Origin of the sequence: Methylobacterium sp. P1-11 (assembly GCF_008329595.1) — a bacterium.
Taxonomy (GTDB): Bacteria; Pseudomonadota; Alphaproteobacteria; order Rhizobiales; family Beijerinckiaceae; genus Methylobacterium.
The window spans coordinates 34,854-56,505 of record NZ_NPKS01000033.1 but is presented as its reverse complement, the minus strand read 5'-3'; the positions used below and the strand labels follow the sequence as shown (position 1 = coordinate 56,505).

27 protein-coding genes and 1 tRNA gene are annotated in these 21,652 nt (G+C 70.2%); 15 read left to right on the top strand and 13 right to left on the bottom strand.

Annotated features, from left to right (window positions below):
• Positions 1–47 precede the first annotated feature (47 nt).
• On the bottom strand, positions 48–365 hold the full coding sequence (locus CIW48_RS26190) for a hypothetical protein (protein ID WP_149313365.1): 318 nt from the start codon (positions 363–365) through the stop codon (positions 48–50).
• Between the two features lie 495 nt (positions 366–860).
• On the opposite strand from CIW48_RS26190, the gene CIW48_RS26185 reads away from it, so the two are divergent.
• From CIW48_RS26185 to CIW48_RS33510, 3 genes are read left to right on the top strand one after another with little or no spacing between them, the layout of a single operon-like run.
• Complete coding sequence (locus tag CIW48_RS26185; RefSeq protein WP_149313364.1) at positions 861–1,217, top strand: hypothetical protein; 357 nt, start codon at positions 861–863, stop codon at positions 1,215–1,217.
• The gene (locus CIW48_RS26180; protein ID WP_149313363.1) at positions 1,214–1,810 is read left to right on the top strand and encodes a hypothetical protein; all 597 of its coding nucleotides are present in this window, start codon (positions 1,214–1,216) and stop codon (positions 1,808–1,810) included. Before CIW48_RS26185 ends, CIW48_RS26180 begins: the two co-directional genes overlap by 4 nt.
• A complete protein-coding gene (locus CIW48_RS33510) occupies positions 1,807–1,977 on the top strand; it encodes a hypothetical protein (RefSeq protein ID WP_173009407.1) in 171 nt (56 codons plus the stop codon). The genes CIW48_RS26180 and CIW48_RS33510 overlap by 4 nt, the downstream gene beginning before the upstream one ends.
• A 126-nt stretch (positions 1,978–2,103) precedes the next feature.
• Here CIW48_RS33510 and CIW48_RS26175 read toward each other — a convergent pair whose 3' ends face one another.
• A complete protein-coding gene (locus tag CIW48_RS26175; RefSeq protein ID WP_149313362.1) occupies positions 2,104–3,132 on the bottom strand; it encodes a hypothetical protein in 1,029 nt (342 codons plus the stop codon).
• 181 nt (positions 3,133–3,313) lie between these two features.
• Between CIW48_RS26175 and CIW48_RS26170 the strand changes: the two genes are divergently transcribed.
• Positions 3,314–3,583 (top strand): hypothetical protein, encoded by a 270-nt coding sequence (locus CIW48_RS26170; RefSeq protein WP_149313361.1) that lies wholly within the window; start codon positions 3,314–3,316, stop codon positions 3,581–3,583.
• Here CIW48_RS26170 and CIW48_RS26165 read toward each other — a convergent pair.
• A complete protein-coding gene (locus CIW48_RS26165) occupies positions 3,553–4,314 on the bottom strand; it encodes a MipA/OmpV family protein (protein ID WP_246695425.1) in 762 nt (253 codons plus the stop codon). The two genes, CIW48_RS26170 and CIW48_RS26165, sit on opposite strands and share 31 nt — an antisense overlap.
• Before the next feature lie 302 nt (positions 4,315–4,616).
• On the opposite strand from CIW48_RS26165, the gene CIW48_RS33505 reads away from it, so the two are divergent.
• Positions 4,617–4,793 (top strand): hypothetical protein, encoded by a 177-nt coding sequence (locus tag CIW48_RS33505; protein WP_173009405.1) that lies wholly within the window; start codon positions 4,617–4,619, stop codon positions 4,791–4,793.
• A 45-nt stretch (positions 4,794–4,838) separates the two neighbouring features.
• On the opposite strand, the gene CIW48_RS26160 is transcribed toward CIW48_RS33505, so the two are convergent.
• Both CIW48_RS26160 and CIW48_RS26155 read right to left on the bottom strand, forming a co-directional pair.
• Positions 4,839–5,225 (bottom strand): hypothetical protein, encoded by a 387-nt coding sequence (locus CIW48_RS26160; protein WP_149313359.1) that lies wholly within the window; start codon positions 5,223–5,225, stop codon positions 4,839–4,841.
• Between the two features lie 183 nt (positions 5,226–5,408).
• Positions 5,409–5,484 (bottom strand) — tRNA-Glu (locus CIW48_RS26155).
• A 117-nt stretch (positions 5,485–5,601) separates the two neighbouring features.
• Between CIW48_RS26155 and cobU the strand changes: the two genes are divergently transcribed.
• The 5 genes from cobU (at position 5,602) to CIW48_RS33500 (ending at position 9,924) form a co-directional block, all read left to right on the top strand.
• A complete protein-coding gene (gene cobU, locus CIW48_RS26150; RefSeq protein WP_173009404.1) occupies positions 5,602–6,159 on the top strand; it encodes a bifunctional adenosylcobinamide kinase/adenosylcobinamide-phosphate guanylyltransferase in 558 nt (185 codons plus the stop codon).
• Positions 6,156–6,758 carry a cob(I)yrinic acid a,c-diamide adenosyltransferase gene (cobO, locus tag CIW48_RS26145; protein ID WP_149313358.1) on the top strand — a complete coding sequence of 201 codons (603 nt, stop codon included), beginning with the start codon at positions 6,156–6,158 and terminating at the stop codon, positions 6,756–6,758. Before cobU ends, cobO begins: the two co-directional genes overlap by 4 nt.
• Before the next feature lie 20 nt (positions 6,759–6,778).
• Positions 6,779–8,221: a cobyric acid synthase gene (locus CIW48_RS26140; RefSeq protein WP_149313357.1), complete on the top strand. Its 1,443-nt coding sequence runs from the start codon at positions 6,779–6,781 to the stop codon at positions 8,219–8,221.
• Positions 8,222–8,299: 78 nt separating this feature from the next.
• The gene (locus tag CIW48_RS26135; protein WP_149313356.1) at positions 8,300–9,646 is read left to right on the top strand and encodes an MFS transporter; all 1,347 of its coding nucleotides are present in this window, start codon (positions 8,300–8,302) and stop codon (positions 9,644–9,646) included.
• Between the two features lie 101 nt (positions 9,647–9,747).
• Positions 9,748–9,924, top strand: coding sequence for a hypothetical protein (locus CIW48_RS33500; RefSeq protein ID WP_173009403.1), 177 nt, complete (start codon positions 9,748–9,750; stop codon positions 9,922–9,924).
• Positions 9,925–9,955: 31 nt separating this feature from the next.
• Here the strand turns inward: CIW48_RS33500 and CIW48_RS26130 are convergent, their stop codons facing one another.
• Both CIW48_RS26130 and cbiB read right to left on the bottom strand, forming a co-directional pair.
• Positions 9,956–10,870, bottom strand: a complete 915-nt coding sequence (locus CIW48_RS26130) for an NAD(P)-dependent oxidoreductase (protein WP_149313355.1) — start codon at positions 10,868–10,870, stop codon at positions 9,956–9,958.
• 95 nt (positions 10,871–10,965) lie between these two features.
• Complete coding sequence (gene cbiB / locus CIW48_RS26125) at positions 10,966–11,961, bottom strand: adenosylcobinamide-phosphate synthase CbiB (RefSeq protein ID WP_149313354.1); 996 nt, start codon at positions 11,959–11,961, stop codon at positions 10,966–10,968.
• Here cbiB and cobD point away from each other — a divergent pair.
• Positions 11,953–12,987 (top strand): threonine-phosphate decarboxylase CobD, encoded by a 1,035-nt coding sequence (cobD, locus tag CIW48_RS26120; RefSeq protein ID WP_149313353.1) that lies wholly within the window; start codon positions 11,953–11,955, stop codon positions 12,985–12,987. The two genes, cbiB and cobD, sit on opposite strands and share 9 nt — an antisense overlap.
• Here cobD and CIW48_RS26115 read toward each other — a convergent pair.
• Positions 12,980–14,155 carry an MFS transporter gene (locus tag CIW48_RS26115; protein WP_149313352.1) on the bottom strand — a complete coding sequence of 392 codons (1,176 nt, stop codon included), beginning with the start codon at positions 14,153–14,155 and terminating at the stop codon, positions 12,980–12,982. The genes cobD and CIW48_RS26115 overlap by 8 nt on opposite strands.
• A 333-nt stretch (positions 14,156–14,488) precedes the next feature.
• On the opposite strand from CIW48_RS26115, the gene CIW48_RS26110 reads away from it, so the two are divergent.
• Positions 14,489–14,680: a hypothetical protein gene (locus CIW48_RS26110; RefSeq protein ID WP_149313351.1), complete on the top strand. Its 192-nt coding sequence runs from the start codon at positions 14,489–14,491 to the stop codon at positions 14,678–14,680.
• Positions 14,681–14,929: 249 nt separating this feature from the next.
• The gene (locus CIW48_RS26105; RefSeq protein WP_149313350.1) at positions 14,930–16,339 is read left to right on the top strand and encodes a malonyl-CoA decarboxylase; all 1,410 of its coding nucleotides are present in this window, start codon (positions 14,930–14,932) and stop codon (positions 16,337–16,339) included.
• 1 nt (position 16,340) lies between these two features.
• Here CIW48_RS26105 and CIW48_RS26100 read toward each other — a convergent pair whose 3' ends face one another.
• Complete coding sequence (locus tag CIW48_RS26100; RefSeq protein ID WP_149313349.1) at positions 16,341–16,919, bottom strand: TetR/AcrR family transcriptional regulator; 579 nt, start codon at positions 16,917–16,919, stop codon at positions 16,341–16,343.
• Between the two features lie 45 nt (positions 16,920–16,964).
• On the opposite strand from CIW48_RS26100, the gene CIW48_RS26095 reads away from it, so the two are divergent.
• Positions 16,965–17,414: a DUF4188 domain-containing protein gene (locus tag CIW48_RS26095; protein WP_149313348.1), complete on the top strand. Its 450-nt coding sequence runs from the start codon at positions 16,965–16,967 to the stop codon at positions 17,412–17,414.
• 74 nt (positions 17,415–17,488) lie between these two features.
• On the top strand, positions 17,489–19,006 hold the full coding sequence (locus CIW48_RS26090) for a malonyl-CoA synthase (protein ID WP_149313347.1): 1,518 nt from the start codon (positions 17,489–17,491) through the stop codon (positions 19,004–19,006).
• A gap of 163 nt (positions 19,007–19,169) precedes the next feature.
• Here the strand turns inward: CIW48_RS26090 and CIW48_RS26085 are convergent, their stop codons facing one another.
• From CIW48_RS26085 to CIW48_RS26070, 4 genes are all read right to left on the bottom strand, one after another.
• Positions 19,170–19,946: a hypothetical protein gene (locus CIW48_RS26085; RefSeq protein WP_149313346.1), complete on the bottom strand. Its 777-nt coding sequence runs from the start codon at positions 19,944–19,946 to the stop codon at positions 19,170–19,172.
• 110 nt (positions 19,947–20,056) lie between these two features.
• Entirely contained in the window at positions 20,057–20,428 is a 372-nt protein-coding gene (locus tag CIW48_RS26080) for a DUF3618 domain-containing protein (protein ID WP_173009402.1), read from the bottom strand.
• Between the two features lie 5 nt (positions 20,429–20,433).
• Positions 20,434–20,859: a phage holin family protein gene (locus CIW48_RS26075; protein ID WP_091787088.1), complete on the bottom strand. Its 426-nt coding sequence runs from the start codon at positions 20,857–20,859 to the stop codon at positions 20,434–20,436.
• 4 nt (positions 20,860–20,863) lie between these two features.
• On the bottom strand, positions 20,864–21,385 hold the full coding sequence (locus CIW48_RS26070; RefSeq protein ID WP_149313345.1) for a hypothetical protein: 522 nt from the start codon (positions 21,383–21,385) through the stop codon (positions 20,864–20,866).
• Positions 21,386–21,652: the final 267 nt, after the last annotated feature.

The following is a 21,652-nucleotide window of genomic DNA, read 5'->3' as shown; positions in this document are numbered from 1 at the left end:
GCATCCTAACGCAAAAACACCGCCGTCTTGCTAGACAGCGCCTGAGGCTATTCCTTGGGTGGCAAGAACATGGTCCCGCTTTGGACCGTGTAGCCCTGAGCCGCGGTCACGACCTTCCCCTGCGTGTAGCCCAGCTTGTCGCGCATAAGCCGCGCAACGATGAAGCCGGCATTCTGTAAGCTGCTTGGGTTCTTGTCCCGGTAGCGCAGGAATGTATCAGCCAACATCTGATCCACTCCGAACAAGGCGGGCCGCCCCTCCGCAGCAGCTGCCACCGCGGCGGCCTCTCCGAACGGCGAGAAGATCGCGGCCGTCATCGCCAAAAACTCGGGATGCTTCTCGGAGATGCTGGTGCTGTCGGCCATGCTGTCTGATCTCGCGTCTTACGGTTGGGAGCCGCGGCCCGCGTGTGGTGGCAAGGCTCCATCTATAGGGCACTAGAAGTAGTGCCCGGCGCAAGACAGCTGCTGTTGAACGGCAAGGCTCTTGAAACGCAAAAACCCCGCAGCCTTGCCGGGCGCGGGGTTCGCGTCTACGTTCGTCTGTGGAGCCTCGAAACTCCCGTGACGGTCCCTTGCCGGGGATAGCGTCACAGCCACAGAGCGGAAATCCGAGCCTTGCCGGGCTTTGATCCCGCTATTTGAACGGGCCGCGCTTAGGTGCGTGGCGCCGAACACCGGTACTATGCCGGGAGTGCCGTAGCTATACAAGAGCCTTCGGCGAAGGCTGCGGCGCACGTTCTCTGTGGCGTGTTTCGAGACTCCCGGTGCCAGTGCCGTGTGCTGGCTTTGGAGCGATGCCCCTCGAAAGGCGGATCTCCCCGGCCCTCGAAAGCCGGTCCCACACAGAGACCGAAAACCATGAACGCCCACACCCCTGTGCTGCCCACTCGGGCGGCGGCGCATGCTTTGGAGCATGCGCGCCTTGCCGCGTTGCGCGGTGCGATCTCCCGTCAGATCAAGGCCGACCTCGACCGGGTCGACCGCTGCCTCGCGATCCTCGACGCGTTGGACGGGGATCCCGACCTCGAGCCAAGTCTCGGCGCGCCGGAGCCCATCACCCACGATGCCTTCCGGCTGACCCCGGTGCCCGGAATGCCGGGACTGTGCTTCGGCTCTCAGGAGACCTGGGCGGAGGGCAGCACCGACGATCGCGAGGACGGCTTCGAGCGCGATGGTGAGACCGCCCGTGGCTTCCGCGGAGGGCTTGCAGCATGACCAGCGCCACAGCTCACCAGCCGGCGCCCGGCCGTGATGATCGAGAGATCCGCAATATGGGCGAGATTGAGCAGGATCTCCGCGACGCCATCGGAATGGCCCGGGCGCTCGATACCATGCTGCTGTTCGGTCAGCAGGAGAGTCCGTTTCAGCCGGCGGACTATTCGGCTGCCCTCAAGCTCCTCGACCATCTGACCGAGGACCTCGCCCGGCTGCACGACGACGTGTACGCGCTCATGGGGGCGGCGCGTCCGGCCGAGGCGGAAGCGCCGTGCCGTGCGGCGAGTGAAGAGAAGGGTACCCACAATGTGGGTACCCCTGATGCTCTCGGCCCGGCGGTACTGCAGCTGCCCCGCCACGCGGCCGACATGTCCAACGACGTGAGAGACACGGAGCGGCTTCTCTGGGCTCTCCTCGCGATCTTCCCAAAGGAGGTGGACGTACGGCTCTGCGGCGACGAGGTGTCCGGGGTCCGGCAGATCGCCTGGTGCGCTCTGGAGCGCATCGAGCGGCTTCAGAGCGATGCCCGGATCATTGGTGAGCGGGACCGGGAGTACTGGAGCGCCCGATACGCAGCAGGAGGCACCGCATGAGCCCGCTCGCTCTCCTGCTCCACACTTGGAGGCTCCGGCGTGTGCGTCGGGCATTCGCCACGCTCAACCGGCGGCTGGCCGCATATGAGCGGGCTTACGGTACCGGGGCGTTCCGGCTGACGGACGGGGATCTCCGGACCGCCGGCATCACCCGCAAGGCGGAATAACCGAAGAAGGCCCGACCGCAACAAGCGGTCGGGCTCATCATTGCTCACGAACTATCACGGCTCCCGCGGCATCATAGTCCATGTATTATTAAACTCAGGCGCAAATCAGCCAAATACAATCTCATCTCACAACGAACGGAATTTTCTAATAAGTTCTCTGTAAAACTCAATTTTTACATCAAAACTACCTCGTTTGTCAGACAGTTTCCCGAGTTTGACATAACGCTTTGTAGCATCTGCTCGCCCTTTTGAATTTGTCATGTTGGTCTTTTGCCGATATTCGAGATAGTAGGCAAGCGTTGTCGTCTCGTCTTCGTCAGACCAACTGGCCGGGTCAGCCTTCCCTGAAAGTTTTACGTACTTGTCCAGACCTTTCCTCAGCGTGCCAGGGACATGACCAGGCCTATTCACATGCTCGTCTAACAACAACGCAACTCCGTATTCAGATGTGATAAAGTCGCTTATTTTTAGATTTTTATAATGCGGCATATCACCATAATAAAATGTATTCACTCGGCCCATCGCATGCAGAATCTGGGCGCGTCTTACATATTTGTCATGTGCTGCGCGCCAGAAGCGGTATGCCCATATGGGCTTGCGAAGAACAGCCTTCTTGGCGCTAGTATCAAGAAGCTCGTTATTTAACCTTATATAGCCATAGGCCAACTGCTCTGGACTATGCTTATTAACTTCGATCTCAATCCCCAAAGACCCGAAGTAAGTCTCGTAATTCTCTGGCGATAGTGTTTTGATTTCAGCCAACAGACCGGGTAACTCACCGGCGTCAGATCCCGCACCGGCGGTCCATTGGAAAACGCCAACCGATAAAAATGAGTTATCGTATGTGTTTATTGCTTCGATTTTACCCTCGTTTTCTGATACTGCCTGTATCACCCTCTGAAGAGACTGCGGCGTCTCTGGGAAAGCTTGCGGATCCTGAACAAAGAAACTTGATATGCTCGTAATACCGTAATTGACCAATCCTTTTTTATATATTTTTCCAAATTTTATGTTGTTGGGCCCGTACACGTAGCCTTTCCTGATGACAATATCTGCTTCCTCTGCCGGCGGTGGAACTTTCGGTGTAGGAGGCGCCTTGCGCATTTTATGAGACGCCATTGACACACGTGTCTGCCGCTTAATCGCTCTGCTCATCTATGCTTCTCCGGGCGGAATAATTCTGGAGATTGAAGCGTCCCCATTGTTATCATTGTGAAGATGGATAGTCGATCACTTGTAAGCGTACCTTATAAATTGACTTTCGGGATGGCCTGGGATCCGAAACGTTGGCAGGAGGCATGCTCCCGTCCGGAACATGCCCTGCCGACCCCGGATTGTGCTGCCGGGCCTCGTGGATTGCCTTGCGGGTCAGGCCAAGGTCCGTAACCGGCGGGGCGGCAGGCGAATGTTCCCGGCCGGAACGTTCGCCCCCACGGGACGCAACCTCGCCCCGCTGCTGTGCCGCGTCGTACTCATCCGCGAGCCGGCGCTTGGCCTGTGCCTCTATCTCGAAGGCATCGGCTTAGGTCCGGTGTGCAGCCGCGATCAGCTCGTCATGCGCGCGAAGAATGAGGCTCAGAGCAAGGCTGGCGTGGTGAAGGAGTAATCGATCTTGACGCCGAGCAGGAACTGATCCGGGCTGCCGAAGGGGCGGCGCACCAGCGGGCTGTCGGCGGAAGCGCCCAAGATGCGGGTGTAGCCCGCATAGGCCGTGTAGGCCCAGGTCGCGTTCGGCGTGTAGGTTACGGCACCGAGCACACCCGCCGAGTAGAAGTTGCGGGGATCATACGGCGTGACGCGGCCATTGAGGGCCGCCTCGGCCGGCGACACGCCGAAGTACTTCCGGGCGAAGCTGGCATCGCCGATGTTGAAGCGCGGCCCGATCGAGAACAGGAGGTGCTCTGTCGGGATCAGGTAATCGGCCGCTACCGAGCCCACCGTGCCGTGATGCCCATAAACGCCCTGCCGGGCCTCGAAGCGTGTACGGATGAAGGAGACCGGATAGAATTCAGCGAAGATGCCCGGTTCCGCCGCGAAGCGCGCGTCGCGTAGGCCGAACAAGTGGCGGCGGTCATCGCCATAGTAGCGTCCTGGTACGACGCGGACGGTCGGTCCGATCCGGAATACTGGATCGTCGTAGAGGGACAGGCTGAAGCCATCATCCGGTGCCGAGAAGCGGCGCGGCTCGCCGACCCGGCGAATATCGATCGAGGGGTAGCCCACGGCTGTGTAGTCACTGGAGCCGGGGTAACGCGGCGTGGCCTGGATCGAGCCGCTGACCGTTACGATCCACGTACTGGGATCAACTTGGGCGAAGGTAGGCAATGGACGCGGCATGACCGCGCCGAGATCCGCAGCACGCGCCGCCGTGGCGCCGCAGGCGGCGAAAAGCGCGCTGGCACCAAAAAGGGCGCGGAGTCGGCTGGTCCGCTGGGGCGAGGATGTCATGGCCACGTTTTATGGGGCGTTTTCATCCCGTCCGCATGGGGGGTGTGGCACATCCTTCTTCGTGAAGGTGCGCAATCAAGCTGGCCGTGATGATTCAGCAACGTTCTCCGGAACGCTCCAGCGGATAATCGTGAACGGACGAGACACACTTCTGCCTACGGGCTTTGGCCTCTTTCGTGAGGATCTCAAGCATGTCGCCGTGGTTGGCCGCCGTTCTGAGCCTCGAGACCGCGCTGTGCTCCGCGATCCTGGCGGAGGCCGCCCACGATCGCCACGAGGAGCGAGTGCCCGCGGCCGGGATCGCTCGCGTGTCCGGGTGGCTCCTGCTGGCCGCTACCGGCTTCCTGCTGTGGTCGAAAGGCTCGTGATCGCCGGCTTCGTCGTGCTGCTAGATCGCGGTGAGGGGAGGGACGTCACAGGGGCTTCCCACCGCACACCCGCGCGACGGCATCGCCGCTATCCTCAGGACGCGTGTTGAAGGCGATCGGGACGTTCGGTGCGGTCTCCCGAGCGGCGTTGATGAGGCTCTCAAACACAGGCAGGTGCCGCGGCCAGGAGCGGACACCGTTACCGATCACGAGGCAGTCGTAGGAGCCGGCGATGAGCATCTGCTTCAGGATCGGACCGGCCTGATCGTCCGGCCGGATGAAGCACTGCTCGGCCGTCCAGCCGCGGCTGCGCATATCCTCCAGCGCGACCTTGATCCCCTGGTGAATCTTCTCAGCGTTCAGCCCTGGCGGGAGAGCCGGGTCCGAGAATTCGACCGCATCCGGTTCATAGCCCACCATCAGAACGCGCATCGGACCCTCCGGCGTCGGGCGCCAGATCGAGGCAGCCGTTCAAGCGAGCTAGGGTCGAGGGGCGCGGCCTCAAGCCGCGACCCAGTCTCCTCGCAGCCGGAAACCGGTGCAGCGCTTATTGGGCCAGAGTTGGGGTTATTGGGCCGCCGCGCCAGTAAAATCGAGCTAAACTACTGATTTTGTTGGCGCGCCCTACGGGAATCGAACCCGTGTTTTCGCCGTGAAAGGGCGACGTCCTGGACCGCTAGACGAAGGGCGCTCTGGTCGGGCCGGGGTTCTATAGTCGGACCGGAGCCGCCCGGCAACCGCCCAGGCGCGGCACCGGTGCCACAGGTCCCAGGTTTGACCGCGCCCCGGGTTGGGGCGATGGAGAGCCATGCCCCAGCCCACCCCTCGCATGACCCTCGTCCTCGGCGGGGCGCGATCCGGCAAGAGCGCCTACGCGGAGGGGCTGATCCAAGCCTGCCCCGGCCCGTGGCTGTATCTCGCCACCGCGCAGGCCTTCGACGACGAGATGGTCGCGCGCATCGCCCAGCACCGCGCGAGGCGGGGCGACGCCTGGCGCACCCGCGACGTGCCGCTCGCCCTGCCGGAGGCAGTCGCCGCATCCGAGGGGCCGGTCCTGGTCGATTGCCTCACGCTCTGGCTCACCAACCTGATCCTGGCGGAAGCCGACGTGGCGGAGGCGACGGAGCGGCTGCTCGCCGCCTGCGCCGACGCACGGGGGCCGCTGGTGCTGGTCGGCAACGAGGTCGGCCTCGGGATCGTGCCCGACAACGCCCTGGCCCGCCGCTTCCGCGACGCGGCCGGCCGCCTCCACCAGCAGCTCGCCGCCCGGGCAGACCGGGTCGTGCTCACCGTGGCCGGCCTGCCGCTGATCGTGAAGCCGCAAGCCCCGCACACACAAGCCCCCCGGACAGGAGCCCCCACATGAGCGACGACGCCGCGCGTCACCGGGAGAAGATGGAGAAGCGCAAGGCCGTCCAGGACGCCGAGGTCGCCGCCAAGACCCTCGAGAAGGGCCTGCTCCTCGTCCATACCGGCCCCGGCAAGGGCAAGAGCACGGCGGCTCTGGGGCTGATGCTGCGGGCGCTCGGCCGCGGCTGGCGGGTCGGCATGGTGCAATTCATCAAGGGCGGCTGGGACACGGGCGAGCGCCACGCCGTGGCGGTCTTCGGCGAGCGGGTCGTGTGGCACACCCTCGGCGAGGGCTTCACCTGGGAGACCCAGGACAAGGCCCGCGACATCGCCGCCTGCCGCCACGCCTGGGAGGTCGCCGAAGGCCTGATGGCCGATCCCACGATCCGCCTGCTCGTCCTCGACGAGCTCAACATCGCGCTGCGCTACGACTATCTCGACCTCGATGCCGTCGTCGCCGCCCTGCGGGCGCGCCGGCCGGACCTGCACGTGGTGGTCACCGGCCGCAACGCCAAGCCGGCCCTGGTCGAGGCCGCCGACCTCGTCACCGAGATGGGCAGCGTCAAGCACCACTTCGCCGCCGGCGTGAAGGCGCAGGAAGGGATCGAGTTCTGAGCCTGTCCAAGAAGGCCCTGATGATCCAGGGCACCGGCTCCGATGTCGGCAAGTCGCTGCTCGTGGCGGGGCTGGCGCGCGCCTTCACGGAGCGGGGCCTGAGGGTCCGGCCGTTCAAGCCGCAGAACATGTCGAACAACGCCGCCGTCACCGCCGACGGCGGCGAGATCGGCCGGGCGCAGGCGCTCCAGGCCCGGGCTGCCCGGGTGGCGCCCTCCGTGCATATGAACCCGGTCCTGCTGAAGCCACAGAGCGAGGTCGGCTCCCAGGTGGTGGTGCAGGGCCGGATGGTCGCCACCGTGAAGGCGCGCGACTACCAGGCCTGGAAACCCCGGCTGATGTCCGCCGTCCTGGATAGTTTCTCACGCCTCGCGGAGGACGCCGACCTCGTCCTCGTCGAGGGCGCGGGCTCGGCCTCCGAGGTCAACCTGCGCGCGGGCGACATCGCCAATATGGGCTTCGCCCGGGCCACCGACACGCCGGTGGTGCTGGTGGGCGACATCGACCGGGGCGGCGTCATCGCGAGCCTCGTCGGCACGAAGGCCGTGATCGACCCGGAGGACGCCGCGATGATCGCCGGCTTCCTCGTCAACCGGTTTCGCGGGGATCCGAGCCTGTTCGCCGACGGGATGCGGCTGATCGCCGAGCACACCGGTTGGGCAGCGCTCGGCCTCGTGCCGCATTTTCCCGAGGCCGCGCGCCTGCCGGCCGAGGACGTGCTGGGGCTCGCCGGCTCGGAAGCGCGCGGGCCCGGAGCCGTCACGGTGGCGGTGCCGGTGCTGCCGCGCATCGCCAATTTCGACGACCTCGATCCGCTGCGGGCGGAGCCGGGCGTCCGCGTCACGCTGGTCCGGCCCGGGACACCGATCCCCGCCGAGGCCGCGCTCGTGCTGCTGCCGGGCTCCAAGACCACGATCGACGACTTGGAGGCTTTTCGCCAGGAGGGCTGGGACATCGACCTGCGCGCCCATGTCCGGCGGGGCGGGCGGGTGCTGGGACTCTGCGGCGGCTACCAGATGCTGGGCCGGAGCCTCGCCGACCCGCACGGGATCGAGGGGGCGCCCCGCACGGTGCCGGGCCTCGGTCTGCTCGAGGTCGACACCGTGATGACGCCGCAGAAGCGCCTCGCCGCCGTCACCGGCACGAGCCTGCCCGACGGCGTGCCGTTTGCCGGCTACGAGATGCATATCGGTGCGACCGAAGGGCCCGACGCGGCCCGGCCGCTGCTGCGCTTCGCCGACGGGCGCCTGGACGGGGCGGTCTCGGCGGACGGGCGCGTGGCCGGGACCTACGTCCACGGCCTGTTCGCGCAGGATGCGCAGCGGGCGGCGTGGCTCGCGCGCCTCGGAACCGCCTCGGAGGGTGCCGGCTACGAATCCGGGGTCGAGGCGGCGCTGGACGGACTCGCGCGACACATCGCGGCCCATGTCGACTGCGACCGCCTGCTGGCGCTTGCCCGGTAGGCAGGGCGTGAGCCAGGGATGACTCCGTGTCATGCCGGTCCCGCCACGAAGGACCGCACGCGCCCAGAGGAACGCCCCATGCCCCCCACGCCATCCCCCGCCGGGGAGGATCTCGCCGCGAGCACCGTCCGCACCGTGACCGTGCGGCTGATGCCGCTGCTCGGCCTGCTCTACCTGATCGCCTATATCGACCGGCAGAACGTCTCCTACGCCAAGCTGGAGATGGTCGGCAGCCTCGGCCTCTCCGAGACCGCCTACGGGCTCGGGGCCTCGCTGTTCTTCCTCGGCTACTTCCTGTTCGAGGTGCCGGCCAACGTCTTCCTGGAGCGGGTCGGCGCGCGGATCTGGTTCGCCCGGATCATGATCACCTGGGGGATCGTCACCGTCCTGCTGGGCTTCACCCAGGGCACGGCGATGTTCTACGTGCTGCGCTTCCTGCTCGGGGTCGCGGAGGCCGGCTTCTTCCCCGGCGTGCTATTCGCCTTGACCCTGTGGTTCCCGCAAGGACACCGGGCGCGCATGGTCGGCTGGTTCATGATCGCCAGCGCGATCGCCAACGCGGTCGGCGCGGCGGTCGGCGGCGCGCTGCTCGGCCTCGACGGGCTCCTCGGCCTGCAGGGCTGGCAATGGGTGTTCCTGGCCACTGGCGCGCCGGCGATTCTCATGGCCGCGGTGGTGCTGTTCGTCCTGCCGGACGGGCCGGAGACCGCCCCCTGGCTGTCGCAGGCCCAGCGCGACTGGCTCGCCCGGACGCTCCGCGCCGAGCGCAAGGATGGCGGCCATGTCGACCACGGCAACCCCTTCGCGGCGCTCCTTGACCGGCGGGTGCTGATGCTCGCCGGGGTCTACGTCTCGCTGCCGCTCGCCGCCTACGGCCTCGGCTACTGGCTCCCCACCGTGGTCAAGGGCTTCGGCGTCTCGAACCTCACCAACGGCCTCCTGAACATCATCCCGTGGCTCGCCACGGCCCTCGCCCTCTGGTGGGTGCCGCGCCACGCCGCCCGCACGGGCGCGCAGGGCAACGCCCTGACCTGGCACGTGGTCGGGCCGGCCCTGGTGGGGGCGGCGGGCCTGGCGCTCTCCGTCGTCCTGCCGGGCAACGCCGTGAAGTTCGCCTGCCTGTGCATGGCCGCGGCGGGGACCTTCGCGGCCCAGCCGGTCTTCTGGTCCATGCCCGGGACCTTCCTGCGCGGCGCCTCGGCGGCCGCCGGGATCGCGGCGATCAACTCGGTGGGCAATCTCGGCGGCTTCGTCGCCCAGAACGCCGTGCCGTTCATCCGCGACCAGACCAAGAGCGACCTCGTGCCGATGCTGTTCCTGGCCGCCTGCCTTGCTCTGGGCGCCGGCCTCATGTTCGTGGTGCTCTCCGCCCTCCGCCGGGACGCGGCGCGGCGGGCGGTCCCGGCCGGCGTGCGACCGGCCTGAACACGGGCGGGATTCGCGCGTTATCCTTCCTTAAGCCGGCTCGTCCGGCACGATGATGCAGACCCGCAAGCCCGCGGGCCATCGTCGAGGAGGGCACCGCGATGAGTCAGGGATTTCCACTCATGATCCTCGCCTTCGGGACGCTCGGGGGCATCTGGTTCCTGGCCGCCGCGGCCCGGAAGCAGGTCGCCGACGCCAAGGGCAGCCCGGAGCGGTCCAGCGTGATCCAGCACCACGGCGGCGCCCCGCGCCCGAACATGCCCGGCACCGAGCACTGAGGAGGCCGCGGCGGCTCCCGCCGCGCCTCCGTCAGCCGGCGGCGATCCGCCGGCAATGCTCGAGGGCGGCGCCGATCAGGTTGTCGCTGGCCTCGGGCGTGCGGAACGCCGAGTGCGCCGACAGGGTGACGTTGGGCAGGCGCGCCAGCGGGTGATCCGCCGGAAGCGGCTCAACCGCGAACACGTCGAGCCCGGCCCGCGCCACGTGGCCGCTGCGCAGGGCCTCGACGAGGGCGGCCTCGTCGAGCACCGCCCCGCGGGCGGTGTTGATCAGCATCGCGCCGGGCCTCAGGGCGGCGATCCGCGCGGACGACAGGAAGCCGCGGGTCTCGTCGGTGAGGAGGAGGTGGAGCGAGACCACGTCGCTCTCGGCGAGCAGGCGGTCGAGCGGAACGAAATCGACGCCGGGATGGGACTTCGGCGTCCGGTTCCAGGCCAGCACCCGCATGCCGACGCCCCGGCAGAGGCGCGCCATCTCGGCCGCGATCCCGCCGAACCCGACGAGGCCGATCGTCTTGCCGGTGAGTTGGATCCCCTCGGTGCGCAGCCAGGATCCGGCGCGCATCGCCCGGTCCATCTCGGGCAGGCCGCGGGCGGCGGCCCACATCAGCGCGAAGGCGCATTCGGCGACCGCCGTGTCGCCGTAGCCCTTGATGGTGTGGACGGTGACGCCGAGGGCGTCCCGGAGCGCCTCCGGGTCCATGTAGCTGCGGGCGCCGGTGCCGAGGAACACGACGTGCTTCAGGCCCGCGCAGGCTCGGGCGACGTCGAGGGGGAGGGCGGTGTGGTCGATCACCGCGGTCTCGGCGCCGGCCAGGATGCCGGGCAGGTCCTCCGGGACGATGCCGGGATCGGCGTGGATCGCGAAGGGCGGGTCGTCGGGCCGCAGCAGCCGCCGGGCCACCGCCGCCAGGGTCTCGCTCGCATCCACGAACACCGCGCGCATCGGCGTCTCCCTCTCAGGTCCCGCCGGCCACGATGCGTCCGGAGGACGGCCCTGCCAAGGCCTGACGGAACGGCGCCCGCGTCCGCGCGGGCGGGTCAGCCCGCCAGGGTCAGGCAGAGGGCGAGGAGCGCCAGCACCAGCCCGCCCTGGAGCCAGCAGGCCGTCCGGTAGAGGGTCAGCGCCCGAGCGATATCGTCGGCTGTGGCCGCCGCCCGCCCGTCGCCCATATGGGCGTCCGGGACGAGGGTGCCGTCGTAGACCCGCGGCCCCGCGAGCCGCAGGCCGAGCGCCCCCGCCATGGCGGCTTCGGGCCAGCCGGCATTGGGCGAGCGGTGCCGGCGCGCGTCCCGGGCCATCGCCCGAAGCGCCCCGCGCGCGTCGGCGCCGCGCAAGGCGGCCGCCCCGACGATCAGCAGCCCCGCCAGCCGGGAGGCCGGCAGGTTCACGCCGTCGTCGAGCCGCGCCGCCGCCCAGCCGAAGGCTTCGTAGCGCGGGGTGCGGTGGCCGATCATGCTGTCGGCGGTGTTGATCGCCTTGTAGAGGGCGCCCCCCGGCAGGCCGAGGCCGCCGATCCAGAAGGCCGGTGCCACGATCCCGTCGGAAAAGTTCTCCGCCAGGCTCTCGATCGCGGCCCGGCAGACCGCCGGCTCGTCCAGGCGCTCGGGGTCGCGCCCGACGATCATCGCCACGGCCCGGCGCCCGGCCTCCAGGCCGCCGGTCCGCAGGGCCTGCTCCACGGCGGCGACGTGCTGGTGGAGGCTGCGCTGCGCCGGCAGGCTCGCGCAGGCGAGGCCGAGGAGGAGCAGGGCGGGGAGAGGGCCCGCGAGCCCCGCCAGCACCGTGAGGGCGAGGGCGGCCAAGCCCACCGCGGCGAGCAGGAAGGCCAGCGCGACGCAGCCGGCGATCCGCCGCCGCCGCGGGGAGCCGCGGTTGAGGCCGCGCTCCAGGGCGGCGATCAGGCGGCCGATCCAGGTGACAGGGTGACCGACCGCCCTGTAGAGCGCGTCCGGATAGCCGGCCGCCGCCTCGATCCCGAGGGCGATGGCGAGGACGGCGAGCGTGTCGGCAAACGTACCGGGCAGATGGACCATTCGGTGTGGAGCGTTCCCGCGCGTGAGGTCGCCCCGATCGCGCATGGCGGCGATCTCGGCGCACTCCGAAAAGCCTTTCCCGACGCGCCGGAGCCCTGGCTCGACCTCTCGACGGGGATCAACCCGGTCCCCTATCGTGTGCCGCCGGTGGAGGCCAGCGCCTGGACGCGGCTGCCCGAGGCCGCCGAGGTCCGGGCCCTCCGGGAGGCTGCCGCCTCGGCCTACGGCGCGCCGGATGCCGACCACGTCGTGCCCGCGCCCGGCACCCAGATCCTGATCGAGACCCTGCCCCGGCTGCTGGCCCCGACCCGCGTCGCGGTGCTCGGGCCGACCTACGCCGAACATGCCGCCGCCTGGGCGCGTGCCGGGCATGCGGTGACGGAGACCTCGGATTTCGACGCCCTCGGTGCGGCCCGGGTGGCGGTGATCGTCGATCCCAACAACCCGGATGGGCGGACCCGCCCGCTCGCCGAGCGCCGGGCGCTCGCCGAAGCGCTCGCCGCCCGGGGTGGCCTGCTCGTCGCCGACGAGGCCTTCGCGGATCTGGAGCCGGTGGAGAGCCTGTGCCCGCACGTCTCCGCACCGGATCTGGCGTCGGGCCTCGTGGTGCTGCGCTCCTTCGGCAAGACCTACGGGCTCGCCGGCCTGCGTCTCGGCTTCGCAATCGCCGATGCCGCCACGGCGGCCCGGATCGCCGCGGCCCTCGGACCCTGGGCGGTGTCGGGCCCGGCCCTGGCGATCGGCCGCGCGGCCCTGTCGGACGCGGATTGGCGCGCGCGGGCCGCCCGGGACCGGGCGGCGGACGCGGGCCGCCTTGACCGGATGATCGCCCGGGGCGGGGGGCGGATCGTCGGCGGCACGTGCCTGTTCCGGACCGCCGACTTCCCCGACGGGCCGGACCTCTTCCGGCGGCTCGCGGCGTCCGGCATCGCGGTGCGGCGCTTCGCCGGGCACCCGGATCGCCTGCGCTTCGGCCTGCCGCCCGACAAGGCGGGCTGGTGCCGGCTGTCGCGGGTGCTCAGGTAGACCGCACACCCGGCGGGTGCGGGTCGCGGGCCGCCACGATCACGGCCAGCGCCGAGAAGGCGAGGCCGACCGCGCAGACACCCGGCCAGCCCACGAGCAGGAAGGCCTGCGAGCCGGCATAGGCGCCGAGCGCCCCGAACACGAACAGGGTCGTGAACAGCACGGTGTTGATGCGCCCCCGCGCCCCCGGGACCAGCGCGTAGGCCCGGGTCTGGTTGGCGATCAGCGCGCCGTTCATGCCGATATCGATCAGCAGCACGCCGAGCGCCACCGCCGTCAGCGACCACGTGCCCCCCGCCCAGAGCACCACGAAGGAGAGGGCGACCAGCAGGCTGCCGCCGAGGACCACGGGCTTCGCCCCCCGCCGGTCGGTGAAGCGGCCCGAGATCGGCGCCACGAAGGCCCCGCAGACGCCGATCACGCCGAACAGCCCGGCCCCGGCGGCGGTGAGAAAGAAGGGCGGCCCCTCCACCAGCAGGGCCAGGGTCGCCCAGAAGGCGTTGAAGCCGGCAAACAGCAGCGCCTGCGACAGGCTCGCCGTGCGCAGGACCGGCTGCGTGCGGGCGAGATGGAGGATCGACAGCATCAAGGCGCGGTAGCGCAGCGGGTGCGTCTGCACCGTGTGGGGCAGGGTGGCCCGCGCGATGCCGGCCATGGCGAGCGCCAGCACGGACGCGACGAGGAAGACCGGCCGCCAGCCGAGATGCGCCCCCAGGAAGCCGCTCGCCGTGCGGGCGAGCAGGATGCCGGTCAGCAGCCCGGTCATGACCTGTCCGACGATCCGCCCGCGGCTCGCATCCGGGGCGAGTTCGGCCGCGAACGGGACCGCCTGCTGGGCCGCGCAGGACAGCACGCCGACCACCAGATGGGCGAGCGCGAGGCAGGCGAGGTTCGGGGCGAGGCCCACCGCCAGCAGCGCCAGGGCGAGGCCGAGACATTGCCCCACGATCAGGGCGCGGCGCGGCAGCGCGTCGCCGAGGGGCACGAGCCCGACGATGCCGAGACCGTAGCCGACCAAAGCCGTGGTCGGCACCCACAGGGCGGCGCGGTCGCCGAACTCGGCGACGATCAGGCCGAGCAGCGGCTGGTTGTAGTAGATGTTGGCCACGGCCCCGCCCGCGATCAGCGTCAGGCCGAGCCGGGCCTTCGCGTCGAGGGGTGCGGTCACGGCTGGGTCTGGGGCAGGCAGGCACGCCGCCGCGGGAGGGCCATGGTCGGATCCGGGTACGGGAGGGAATCGGAGCGGGGAGCGATACGGGCGGAGCGCGCCGCCGGGCAATCTGCGGCGATGCATCCCTGCCGGGGCGTCCCGGCCCCCTTCACCGGAGCTGGCAGCGCACCATATGCAAGGGATGCAGCCGGCGCCGTCCGCACGCGAGCGGGCGCCGCAGGTTCATGTCCCGGGCGTCGAGCCGTTTGAGGTTCCGAACCGGACTACGAACGAGAGGGCGGTTTCGTTCCGTACGAACGGCACCGGGACCGCCGCAGCAGGGAGTACGGGATGCCGAACTACCGCATCGACTTCGCCAAGGAGATCCTCGGGGTGCCGTTCACGGTCGGCTCCGTCGCGATCGCGCGGGCCCGCGATCCCGAGCGTGCCCGCCGCGCGGCCGAAATCCGATTCGCCCGCCAGCACGGCGTGGGCGACTGGCGGGAACGGGCGGACCTCGCCACCGTGGCCGAGCGGCTCTGACGCGTCCGGTCCCGGCCCGTCACACGCCGTTCGTGCCGCTGCCGCACTCTGGGAGCCCGCATTCCGCGACCGGTCAAGCTCTGGTCGCGGCGGCCGCGGCGCCGTAGAAGGGCGGGCGGACCGGGACGCTGAGCCGGCCTCCTCGGGAAGGCCGACGGCTTCCGACTCCGCACGCGCCCGATCGACGAGCCGGCGTCGCAGGGCCGGACGCGTCTCGAATCCGGGTCGACGGGGGTCAGTGCAAGGGTCATGGCGGCGATCTCCTTCTTCGGCGACCTGCTTCAGACCATCAGCGAGCGCGGCCGCGACCTGATCGGGATCGGGCGCGGCGACATGACCTCCCGGGCCAGCGCGGCCGATCTCGTCAAGCTGTGCGAGGACCTGATCTCCCGGCGCGGCGAGGCCTCCGGGGTGGCGCTGGCCCGCCTGATCCTCGACCGCTACGCCAGCTTCGGCCAAGCGGAGCGCCACGCCTTCCTGCGGTCCATCGCCCTCGACTTCGATGCCGACCACGCCGCCGTCGACGAGGCGATCGCCGCCTATCGCGCCGCCCCCTCCCGCGCCCGCCTCGGCAGCCTGCACGAGGCCGCCGAGCCGCGCAGCCAGGAGCTGATCCGCCGCCTCAACCTCGCCCGCGGCGGCACGCTCAGCCTCGTGCGGATGCGCGAGGACCTGTTCGACCTGCGCCGGGGACTGCGCGCCGGCGGCGAGGCCGATCCCGCCCTGATGGACGCCGTCGACAGCCTGGATTGCGACTTCGAGCACCTGTTCGCCTCGTGGTTCAACCGCGGCTTCCTGGTGCTGCGCCACATCGACTGGACGACGCCCGCGCATATCCTGGAGAAGATCATCCGCTACGAGGCGGTGCACGCCATCGCCGACTGGGACGATCTGCGCGCCCGGATCGAGCCGCCGGACCGGCGCTGCTTCGCGTTCTTCCACCCGGCGCTCGCCGACGAGCCGCTGATCTTCGTGGAGGTGGCGCTCACCGACCAGATCGCCCCGGCCATCGCCCCGATCCTGTCGCAGGCGCGCAAGCCGCTGCAGCCGCAGGCGGCCAACACGGCGGTGTTCTATTCGATCTCGAACTGCCAGAAGGGGCTCGCCGGCGTCACCTTCGGCAATTTCCTGATCAAGCAGGTGGTCGAGGACCTCACCCGCGAGGTGCCGACGCTCAAGACCTTCGTGACGCTCTCGCCGGTGCCGGGCTTCGCCGCGTGGCTGGCGCGGGAGCGCCGGGCCGACAGCCCGCAGGGGCTGCTGCCCGAGGATGTCGAGACCCTGCAGGCGCTGGACGATCCCGACTGGGCCGCCGACAAGGCCCGGGCCGAGACGGTGCGCCGGGCGCTGATCCCGGCGGCGGCGGCCTATTTCCTGCGCGCCAAGAACGAGCGCGGGCGCCCCCTCGATCCGGTGGCCCGGTTCCATCTCGGCAACGGCGCGCGCCTCGACCGGATCAACTTCCTGGGCGACACCTCCAAGAAGGGGCTGGCCCAGTCCCACGGGCTGATGGTCAACTACCTCTACGACCTCGCCGCCATCGAGCGGAACCACGAGACCTACGCCAATCTGGGCACGGTTGTGGCCGCCCCGGCGGTGACCCGGGAGCTTCGCGCCAAGCTGCCGCCGCCCCGCGCGGTGGTGCTCGCCGAGGCGTGACTCAGCCGCCCGCCAGCTGGCCGAAGGACAGGGTGATCCGGTGGGCGGCGGCCTCCGCGGCCGCGCCCTCCAGGGGGACCCGGCCGTCGAGGATCAGCGCGGCGAGCCCGTGCACGAGCGACCAGGCGGCGAGCGTCAGGTCCTCGGCGGGCATCGCCGGGCCGGCGAGGGCGGCCGCCCGCCGCTCCAGGATCCCGTAGGCCCGCGATTTCGCCGCGACCCGGCAGGGGCGCATGAACATCAGCCGGAACAGGGCCGGGCGCCGGCGGGCGAAGGCCACGTAGGCCGCCCCCTGGGCCGCAAGCGCCGCGCTGCCCGTCGCGGCGGCGTCGGCCGCCTCCAGATCCGCGGCGAGATCCTCGAACCCCCGGGCGGCGACCGCTTCGAGCAGGTCCTCCTTGCCGGGGAAGTGGCGGTAGGGCGCCATCGCCGACACCCCGCAAGCCCGCGCCGTCGCCCGCAACGAGAGCGCCGCCTCGCCCCCAGATTCCAGCAGGTCCAGGGCCGCCGAGACCAAGGCCGCGCGCAGATCGCCGTGATGGTAGCTCCTGTCCGGATTCGAAGTTGACACCGTAAGCATCCCGCTTCAAGTTTACACCGTAAACAAAGCGCAGGAGGCCGCCTCATGCAAGCCGCACCCGCCCGCCGCTCGGTGGACCTGTCCGCCTATCCCGACCTCGTGGTGGTCTATCTCGGCTTCCGCGTGACGCGCTGGCGCGGCCTGCTCGCCCTGATGGGGCTCGGGCGCGGCATCGCCGCCTCGGTGCAGAGCCGGCCGGACGGGCTGCTCGCGCACGAGAACCTGTTCTTCGGCCTGACCCATGTCGGCCTGCGCCAGTACTGGCGCGACCTCGAGAGCCTCGAACGCTTCACCCGGTCGGAACCCCACCGCACGTGGTGGCGGGATTTCTCGCGGGATTCCCGGGGGTCCGGCTTCTGGCACGAGGCCTATACCCGGGGCGGGGTCGAGGCGATCTATGTCGGGATGCCCGCGCCCACCGGTCTCGGGCTGTTCGCGCCCGAACGCGCGCCCGAAGGCGCCTTCCTATCGTCGCGACAGCGGCTGACCGCCTGAAAGGGCTCGCCGAGTGGGGCTTCGGGCGGCTATGGGTGCCCGGAACACACATCCCGTGATAGCTCAGCCTCACGATGACGAACCATCTCTTCTCCCTGGTGCGGGACGGCGTCCCCGATTCCACCAAGACCGCGATCGAGACGCCGGACGGGCGCCGCACCAGCTACGCGGACCTCATCGCCCGCTCCGGCGCCTACGCGGCGGCCCTGCAGGCGGCGGGCGTCGCGCCCGGTGACCGGGTGGCCGTGCAGGTCGAGAAGAGCCCCGAGGTGATCTTCCTGTATCTCGGCGCGGTCCGGGCCGGGGCCGTGTTCCTGCCGCTCAACACCGCCTATACCCCGGCCGAGATCGGCTACTTCCTGGGCGATGCCGAGCCGGCATTGTTCGTCTGCGACCCGAGCCGGCGCGATGCCCTGGGTGAGGCCGCCGCGAATGTCGGCCGGATCTGGACCCTCGACGCCGCCGGCGGCGGCAGCGCCGCCGAGGCGGCGGACCAAGCTGCGGATGCGGGCGGCGCCTTCGCCGACGTGCCCCGGGGTCCGGAGGACCTCGCGGCGATCCTCTACACCTCGGGGACGACCGGGCGCTCCAAGGGCGCCATGCTGACCCACGACAACCTCGCGTCGAATGCCCGGACCCTCGTCGACTATTGGCGGTTCACCGCCGACGACGTGCTGATCCACGCCCTGCCGGTGTTCCACACCCACGGCCTGTTCGTGGCGACCAACACGGTGCTGGCGAGCGGCGGCGCGATGCTGTTCCTGCCCCGGCTCGACCCGAGGCTGATCCTGAGCCTGATGCCCCGGGCCAGCGTGCTGATGGGCGTGCCGACCTTCTACACCCGCCTCCTCAAGGAGCCGGGCCTCACGCCGGAGGCGGCTCGGGGCATGCGCCTGTTCGTGTCGGGCTCGGCGCCACTCCTCGCCGAGACGCATCGCGAGTGGCAGGCCCGCACCGGCCACGCCATCCTCGAGCGCTACGGCATGACCGAGACCAACATGAGCACCTCGAATCCCTATGACGGGGACCGGGTCGCCGGCACGGTCGGCTTCCCCCTGCCGGGCGTGTCCCTGCGGGTGGTCGATCCCGAGACCGCAGCGGCCCTCGGTCCGGACTCGGTCGGGATGATCGAGGTGAAGGGCCCGAACGTGTTCCAGGGCTACTGGCGCATGCCGGAGAAGACCGCCGCGGAATTCCGGGCCGACGGGTTCTTCATCACCGGCGACCTCGGCAAGGTCGACGCGCGGGGCTACGTCCACATCGTCGGGCGCGGCAAGGACCTGATCATCTCAGGGGGCTTCAACGTCTACCCGAAGGAGGTCGAGACTGAGATCGACGCGCTGCCCGGCGTGGTCGAATCCGCGGTGATCGGCCTGGCGCATCCGGATTTCGGCGAGGCCGTCACCGCCGTGGTGGTGGGCGGCGCCGGATGCCCGGACGAGGCGGGAGTGCAGGCTGCCCTGGAAGGCCGGCTCGCCCGTTTCAAATGCCCCAAGCGCGTCCTGTTCGTGGACGAGCTGCCGCGCAACACCATGGGCAAGGTGCAGAAGAACCTTCTGCGCGAGGCGCATGCGGGGCTTTATCGGGACTGACGATCCGTCCGCCGGCCGGACGCGATCCGGCGACCCCGTCCTTGCGAGTGCAGCGACGCAATCCCGGCGGCGCCACGCCGCCCGACGTCGCGCAATCCGGAATGATTTCGCGTCGCTCGTGATGACGGTGCCGGCCCCCTCCACGGAGCGAGCCGGCACCGGATCAGAGATTATGCTGGGTCCGCTCCCCCGCCGGAGGCGTGCGGTCGTCCGGATCCGTGACCTTGCGGGCGGCGGCGTTGAGATTGTCCGGATCGAGGGCGGTCTGGACGAACTCGCGGCCGATATTGGTCACCTCGCGGGCGTAGCGCAGGCCCTGGTCGCGCACCTCGTCGGCCCAGGGGCCGATGCTCCGGTCCTCCTGGCGGGTGCGTGGCAGCAGCGCGCCGAGCAGCAGGCCGGCGGCGACGCCGACCACGCCGACGAGGAGCGGGTTGTCGTCCACGAAGCGCTCGACGGCGGAGCGGCCGCGGTTGAGGCCCTCGATCCCCTGATTGGTCAGGTCGTCCAGCGCCCGCATGTTGCGGCGGTGGAGGGCGCCGGCCCGCTCCCGGGCGTCGTCATAGGCCGCGGAGGCGCGGTCGCGCGCCTGGTCGGCCGCACCGCCGAGGCGGTCGTTGATGTCGTCGGCGAGGCCCGACACGGTCTGCCGCGCCTGCCCGGCCAATTCGGCGGCGCGGTCGCCCGCCGCCCGGATCCCGTCCTTGGCGGCGGAAGCCGCGCCGTGCGAGCCCGCCGTCGCGCCCTGTGGGAGCGGATCGTGCAGGCCGCGCGGATCGGGCCGGAGGGTGAAGTCGCCCGCCGCCGTGCCGGGCGCGCCCGGGTCACCGAGGCCGGCCGGATCCGGCCGCAGGCTCTTGTCGCCGGCGCCGTGCGGCATCCCCGCCTCGGCGGCGAGCTGCTCGGGGGTGCTGGAGGGGATACCCGGCTTGTCGGTCATGGCACTGTCCTCAAATGTCGGTCTCGGCGGCCCGCCTTCGGCGCCGGTCTGCCCGTCCGGGCACGTGCGGTGTCTCGTTCCGGGTCCCGCCCGGTCTCGGGGCCCGGGCGTCAGATCTCGGTCGTGTCCAGCGGATCGCGGGCCGGGCGTACCGTGGGGAGGTCGGGGTCGTAGCCCCGGGCCGCGCCGGTGTTCAGGGTGGGCACGCGGGCGGCCGACACCTCGGTGCGCCGACGCTGGGCATCCTTCGCCATCCGGTTGAACAGCAGGCCGACGCCGGCCGCGATCAGCAGCACCGGCACCGGATTGCGGCGCACCGCCTCCAGGGCCGTATCGTAGGTGCTGTTCAGGGCCGGCACCCGCCGGGCATTGCCCAGCATCTCGTCCACGAGGTTCGGCACCGAGAGCCGGCCCTGGATGCGGTCGATCGTGTCGTCGAGCCGCGCCCGGCTCTCCTCGATCTCCTTCTCGAGGTCGTTCATCGTACTCATCCGGACACGCGCTCCGAGAGGGCCTGGGCATCCTGGCGGACCTGGCGCGTGGTGCGCTTCGGAGCCAGGGTCGAGAGGGAGAGGACGCTGCGCGCCCACAGGGCCATCCCGAGGGCGAGGACCAGCAGCACGCCGCCGACGATCAGGGCCGAGAGCCATTCGGAGCCCACGATGGTGGCGAGCCACTTCACGAAGGCGCCGATCAGGACCAGCAGGGCGACCACGGCGAACACGGCCGAGCCGACCATGCAGGCAAGCCCGACGATCAGCTGCCGGATGTTGCCGGCCATCTCGGCCCGGAACAGAGCGATCTCCTTGCGGGCGAGCTCGTTGGTCTCCCGCAGGGCGTCGCCGATCAGGCTCTGGATGCTGGAGGGGCCGGCGGATGGGCCTGTCTGGCGCGGGTCGGAGCCGAGGGTCATGGCATCAGGCCCGGAAGCTGTCGCGGGCATCGCCGTCCGGCGCCTCCGGCGGCAGACTCGACGACTTGATGAAGCGGGCGGCGATCAGGCCGGCCACGAAGGTCCCGACCGCCACCGCCACCGGCGCGCGCCGGGCGAAGGATTCGGCCTCGCTGTAGAAGTCGCCGAGGCTGCGGCGCTCGATCGAGGAGCCGAGCTGCTCCAGCCCGTCGGCGGCGCTGTCGAAGAAGGCACGCACGTTCGGCTTGTCGCCGAGGTCACGGCCGGAATTGCGGATCGTCTGGGCCAGATCGTGGACCGACTGCGCCGCGTCGCTCTTGCGCTGCTCGACATAGGTCTGGGCCTGCAGCCGCGCCGCATCGAGCAGGCCGCGGCCGCGCTCGGCCGCCACATCGGCCAGCCCCTCGACGTCGCCCTGCAGGGCCCGCCACTGGGCGCGCTCCTCCGCGGCGGTGTGCGGCGCCTCGCGATGCGGATCCGCGATGGGGTCCGCAGGGGTGCCTTGCGGTAACTCGTTGCCGGCCATCTCGAAAACACTCCTCGCGGCGCGGGGACGGGGCCGCTCGCGGCGACCGCGGGCCCCGCGATGGCTGAGTAACCGACTCGGCTGTCACGGGTTCCGGTCCCGTGTGCGCAGTTCCGCTGTACGCACCCGGTCCGATGCCCGCGCGGCACCGCTCAGTCGACGTTCAGACAAGGTCTGCCAGAACCGCCACGCTTGCACAACGTACCGGCTCGGGACGGAGCGGCCGCCCTGTCCCGGAACGGTATGGCCTCGACTTGACCCGCGCCC

Bases quoted from the DNA above. Each gene is read 5' to 3' on its own strand.
- CIW48_RS26175 (WP_149313362.1), bottom strand. From the start codon at position 3,132: ATGAGCAGAGCGATTAAGCGGCAGACACGTGTGTCAATGGCGTCTCAT.
- CIW48_RS33510 (WP_173009407.1), top strand. From the start codon at position 1,807: ATGAGCCCGCTCGCTCTCCTGCTCCACACTTGGAGGCTCCGGCGTGTG.
- CIW48_RS26110 (WP_149313351.1), top strand. From the start codon at position 14,489: ATGCCGAACTACCGCATCGACTTCGCCAAGGAGATCCTCGGGGTGCCG.
- CIW48_RS26160 (WP_149313359.1), bottom strand. From the start codon at position 5,225: ATGCGCGTTCTGATGGTGGGCTATGAACCGGATGCGGTCGAATTCTCG.
- CIW48_RS33500 (WP_173009403.1), top strand. From the start codon at position 9,748: ATGAGTCAGGGATTTCCACTCATGATCCTCGCCTTCGGGACGCTCGGG.
- CIW48_RS26075 (WP_091787088.1), bottom strand. From the start codon at position 20,859: ATGACCCTCGGCTCCGACCCGCGCCAGACAGGCCCATCCGCCGGCCCC.
- cobO (WP_149313358.1), top strand. From the start codon at position 6,156: ATGAGCGACGACGCCGCGCGTCACCGGGAGAAGATGGAGAAGCGCAAG.
- cobU (WP_173009404.1), top strand. From the start codon at position 5,602: ATGCCCCAGCCCACCCCTCGCATGACCCTCGTCCTCGGCGGGGCGCGA.
- CIW48_RS33505 (WP_173009405.1), top strand. From the start codon at position 4,617: ATGTCGCCGTGGTTGGCCGCCGTTCTGAGCCTCGAGACCGCGCTGTGC.
- CIW48_RS26105 (WP_149313350.1), top strand. From the start codon at position 14,930: ATGGCGGCGATCTCCTTCTTCGGCGACCTGCTTCAGACCATCAGCGAG.
- CIW48_RS26080 (WP_173009402.1), bottom strand. From the start codon at position 20,428: ATGAACGACCTCGAGAAGGAGATCGAGGAGAGCCGGGCGCGGCTCGAC.
- CIW48_RS26130 (WP_149313355.1), bottom strand. From the start codon at position 10,870: ATGCGCGCGGTGTTCGTGGATGCGAGCGAGACCCTGGCGGCGGTGGCC.
- CIW48_RS26165 (WP_246695425.1), bottom strand. From the start codon at position 4,314: ATGCCGCGTCCATTGCCTACCTTCGCCCAAGTTGATCCCAGTACGTGG.
- CIW48_RS26100 (WP_149313349.1), bottom strand. From the start codon at position 16,919: ATGCTTACGGTGTCAACTTCGAATCCGGACAGGAGCTACCATCACGGC.
- CIW48_RS26090 (WP_149313347.1), top strand. From the start codon at position 17,489: ATGACGAACCATCTCTTCTCCCTGGTGCGGGACGGCGTCCCCGATTCC.
- CIW48_RS26095 (WP_149313348.1), top strand. From the start codon at position 16,965: ATGCAAGCCGCACCCGCCCGCCGCTCGGTGGACCTGTCCGCCTATCCC.
- CIW48_RS26070 (WP_149313345.1), bottom strand. From the start codon at position 21,385: ATGGCCGGCAACGAGTTACCGCAAGGCACCCCTGCGGACCCCATCGCG.
- CIW48_RS26180 (WP_149313363.1), top strand. From the start codon at position 1,214: ATGACCAGCGCCACAGCTCACCAGCCGGCGCCCGGCCGTGATGATCGA.
- cobD (WP_149313353.1), top strand. From the start codon at position 11,953: ATGGACCATTCGGTGTGGAGCGTTCCCGCGCGTGAGGTCGCCCCGATC.
- CIW48_RS26190 (WP_149313365.1), bottom strand. From the start codon at position 365: ATGGCCGACAGCACCAGCATCTCCGAGAAGCATCCCGAGTTTTTGGCG.
- CIW48_RS26140 (WP_149313357.1), top strand. From the start codon at position 6,779: ATGATCCAGGGCACCGGCTCCGATGTCGGCAAGTCGCTGCTCGTGGCG.
- CIW48_RS26085 (WP_149313346.1), bottom strand. From the start codon at position 19,946: ATGACCGACAAGCCGGGTATCCCCTCCAGCACCCCCGAGCAGCTCGCC.
- CIW48_RS26185 (WP_149313364.1), top strand. From the start codon at position 861: ATGAACGCCCACACCCCTGTGCTGCCCACTCGGGCGGCGGCGCATGCT.
- cbiB (WP_149313354.1), bottom strand. From the start codon at position 11,961: ATGGTCCATCTGCCCGGTACGTTTGCCGACACGCTCGCCGTCCTCGCC.
- CIW48_RS26135 (WP_149313356.1), top strand. From the start codon at position 8,300: ATGCCCCCCACGCCATCCCCCGCCGGGGAGGATCTCGCCGCGAGCACC.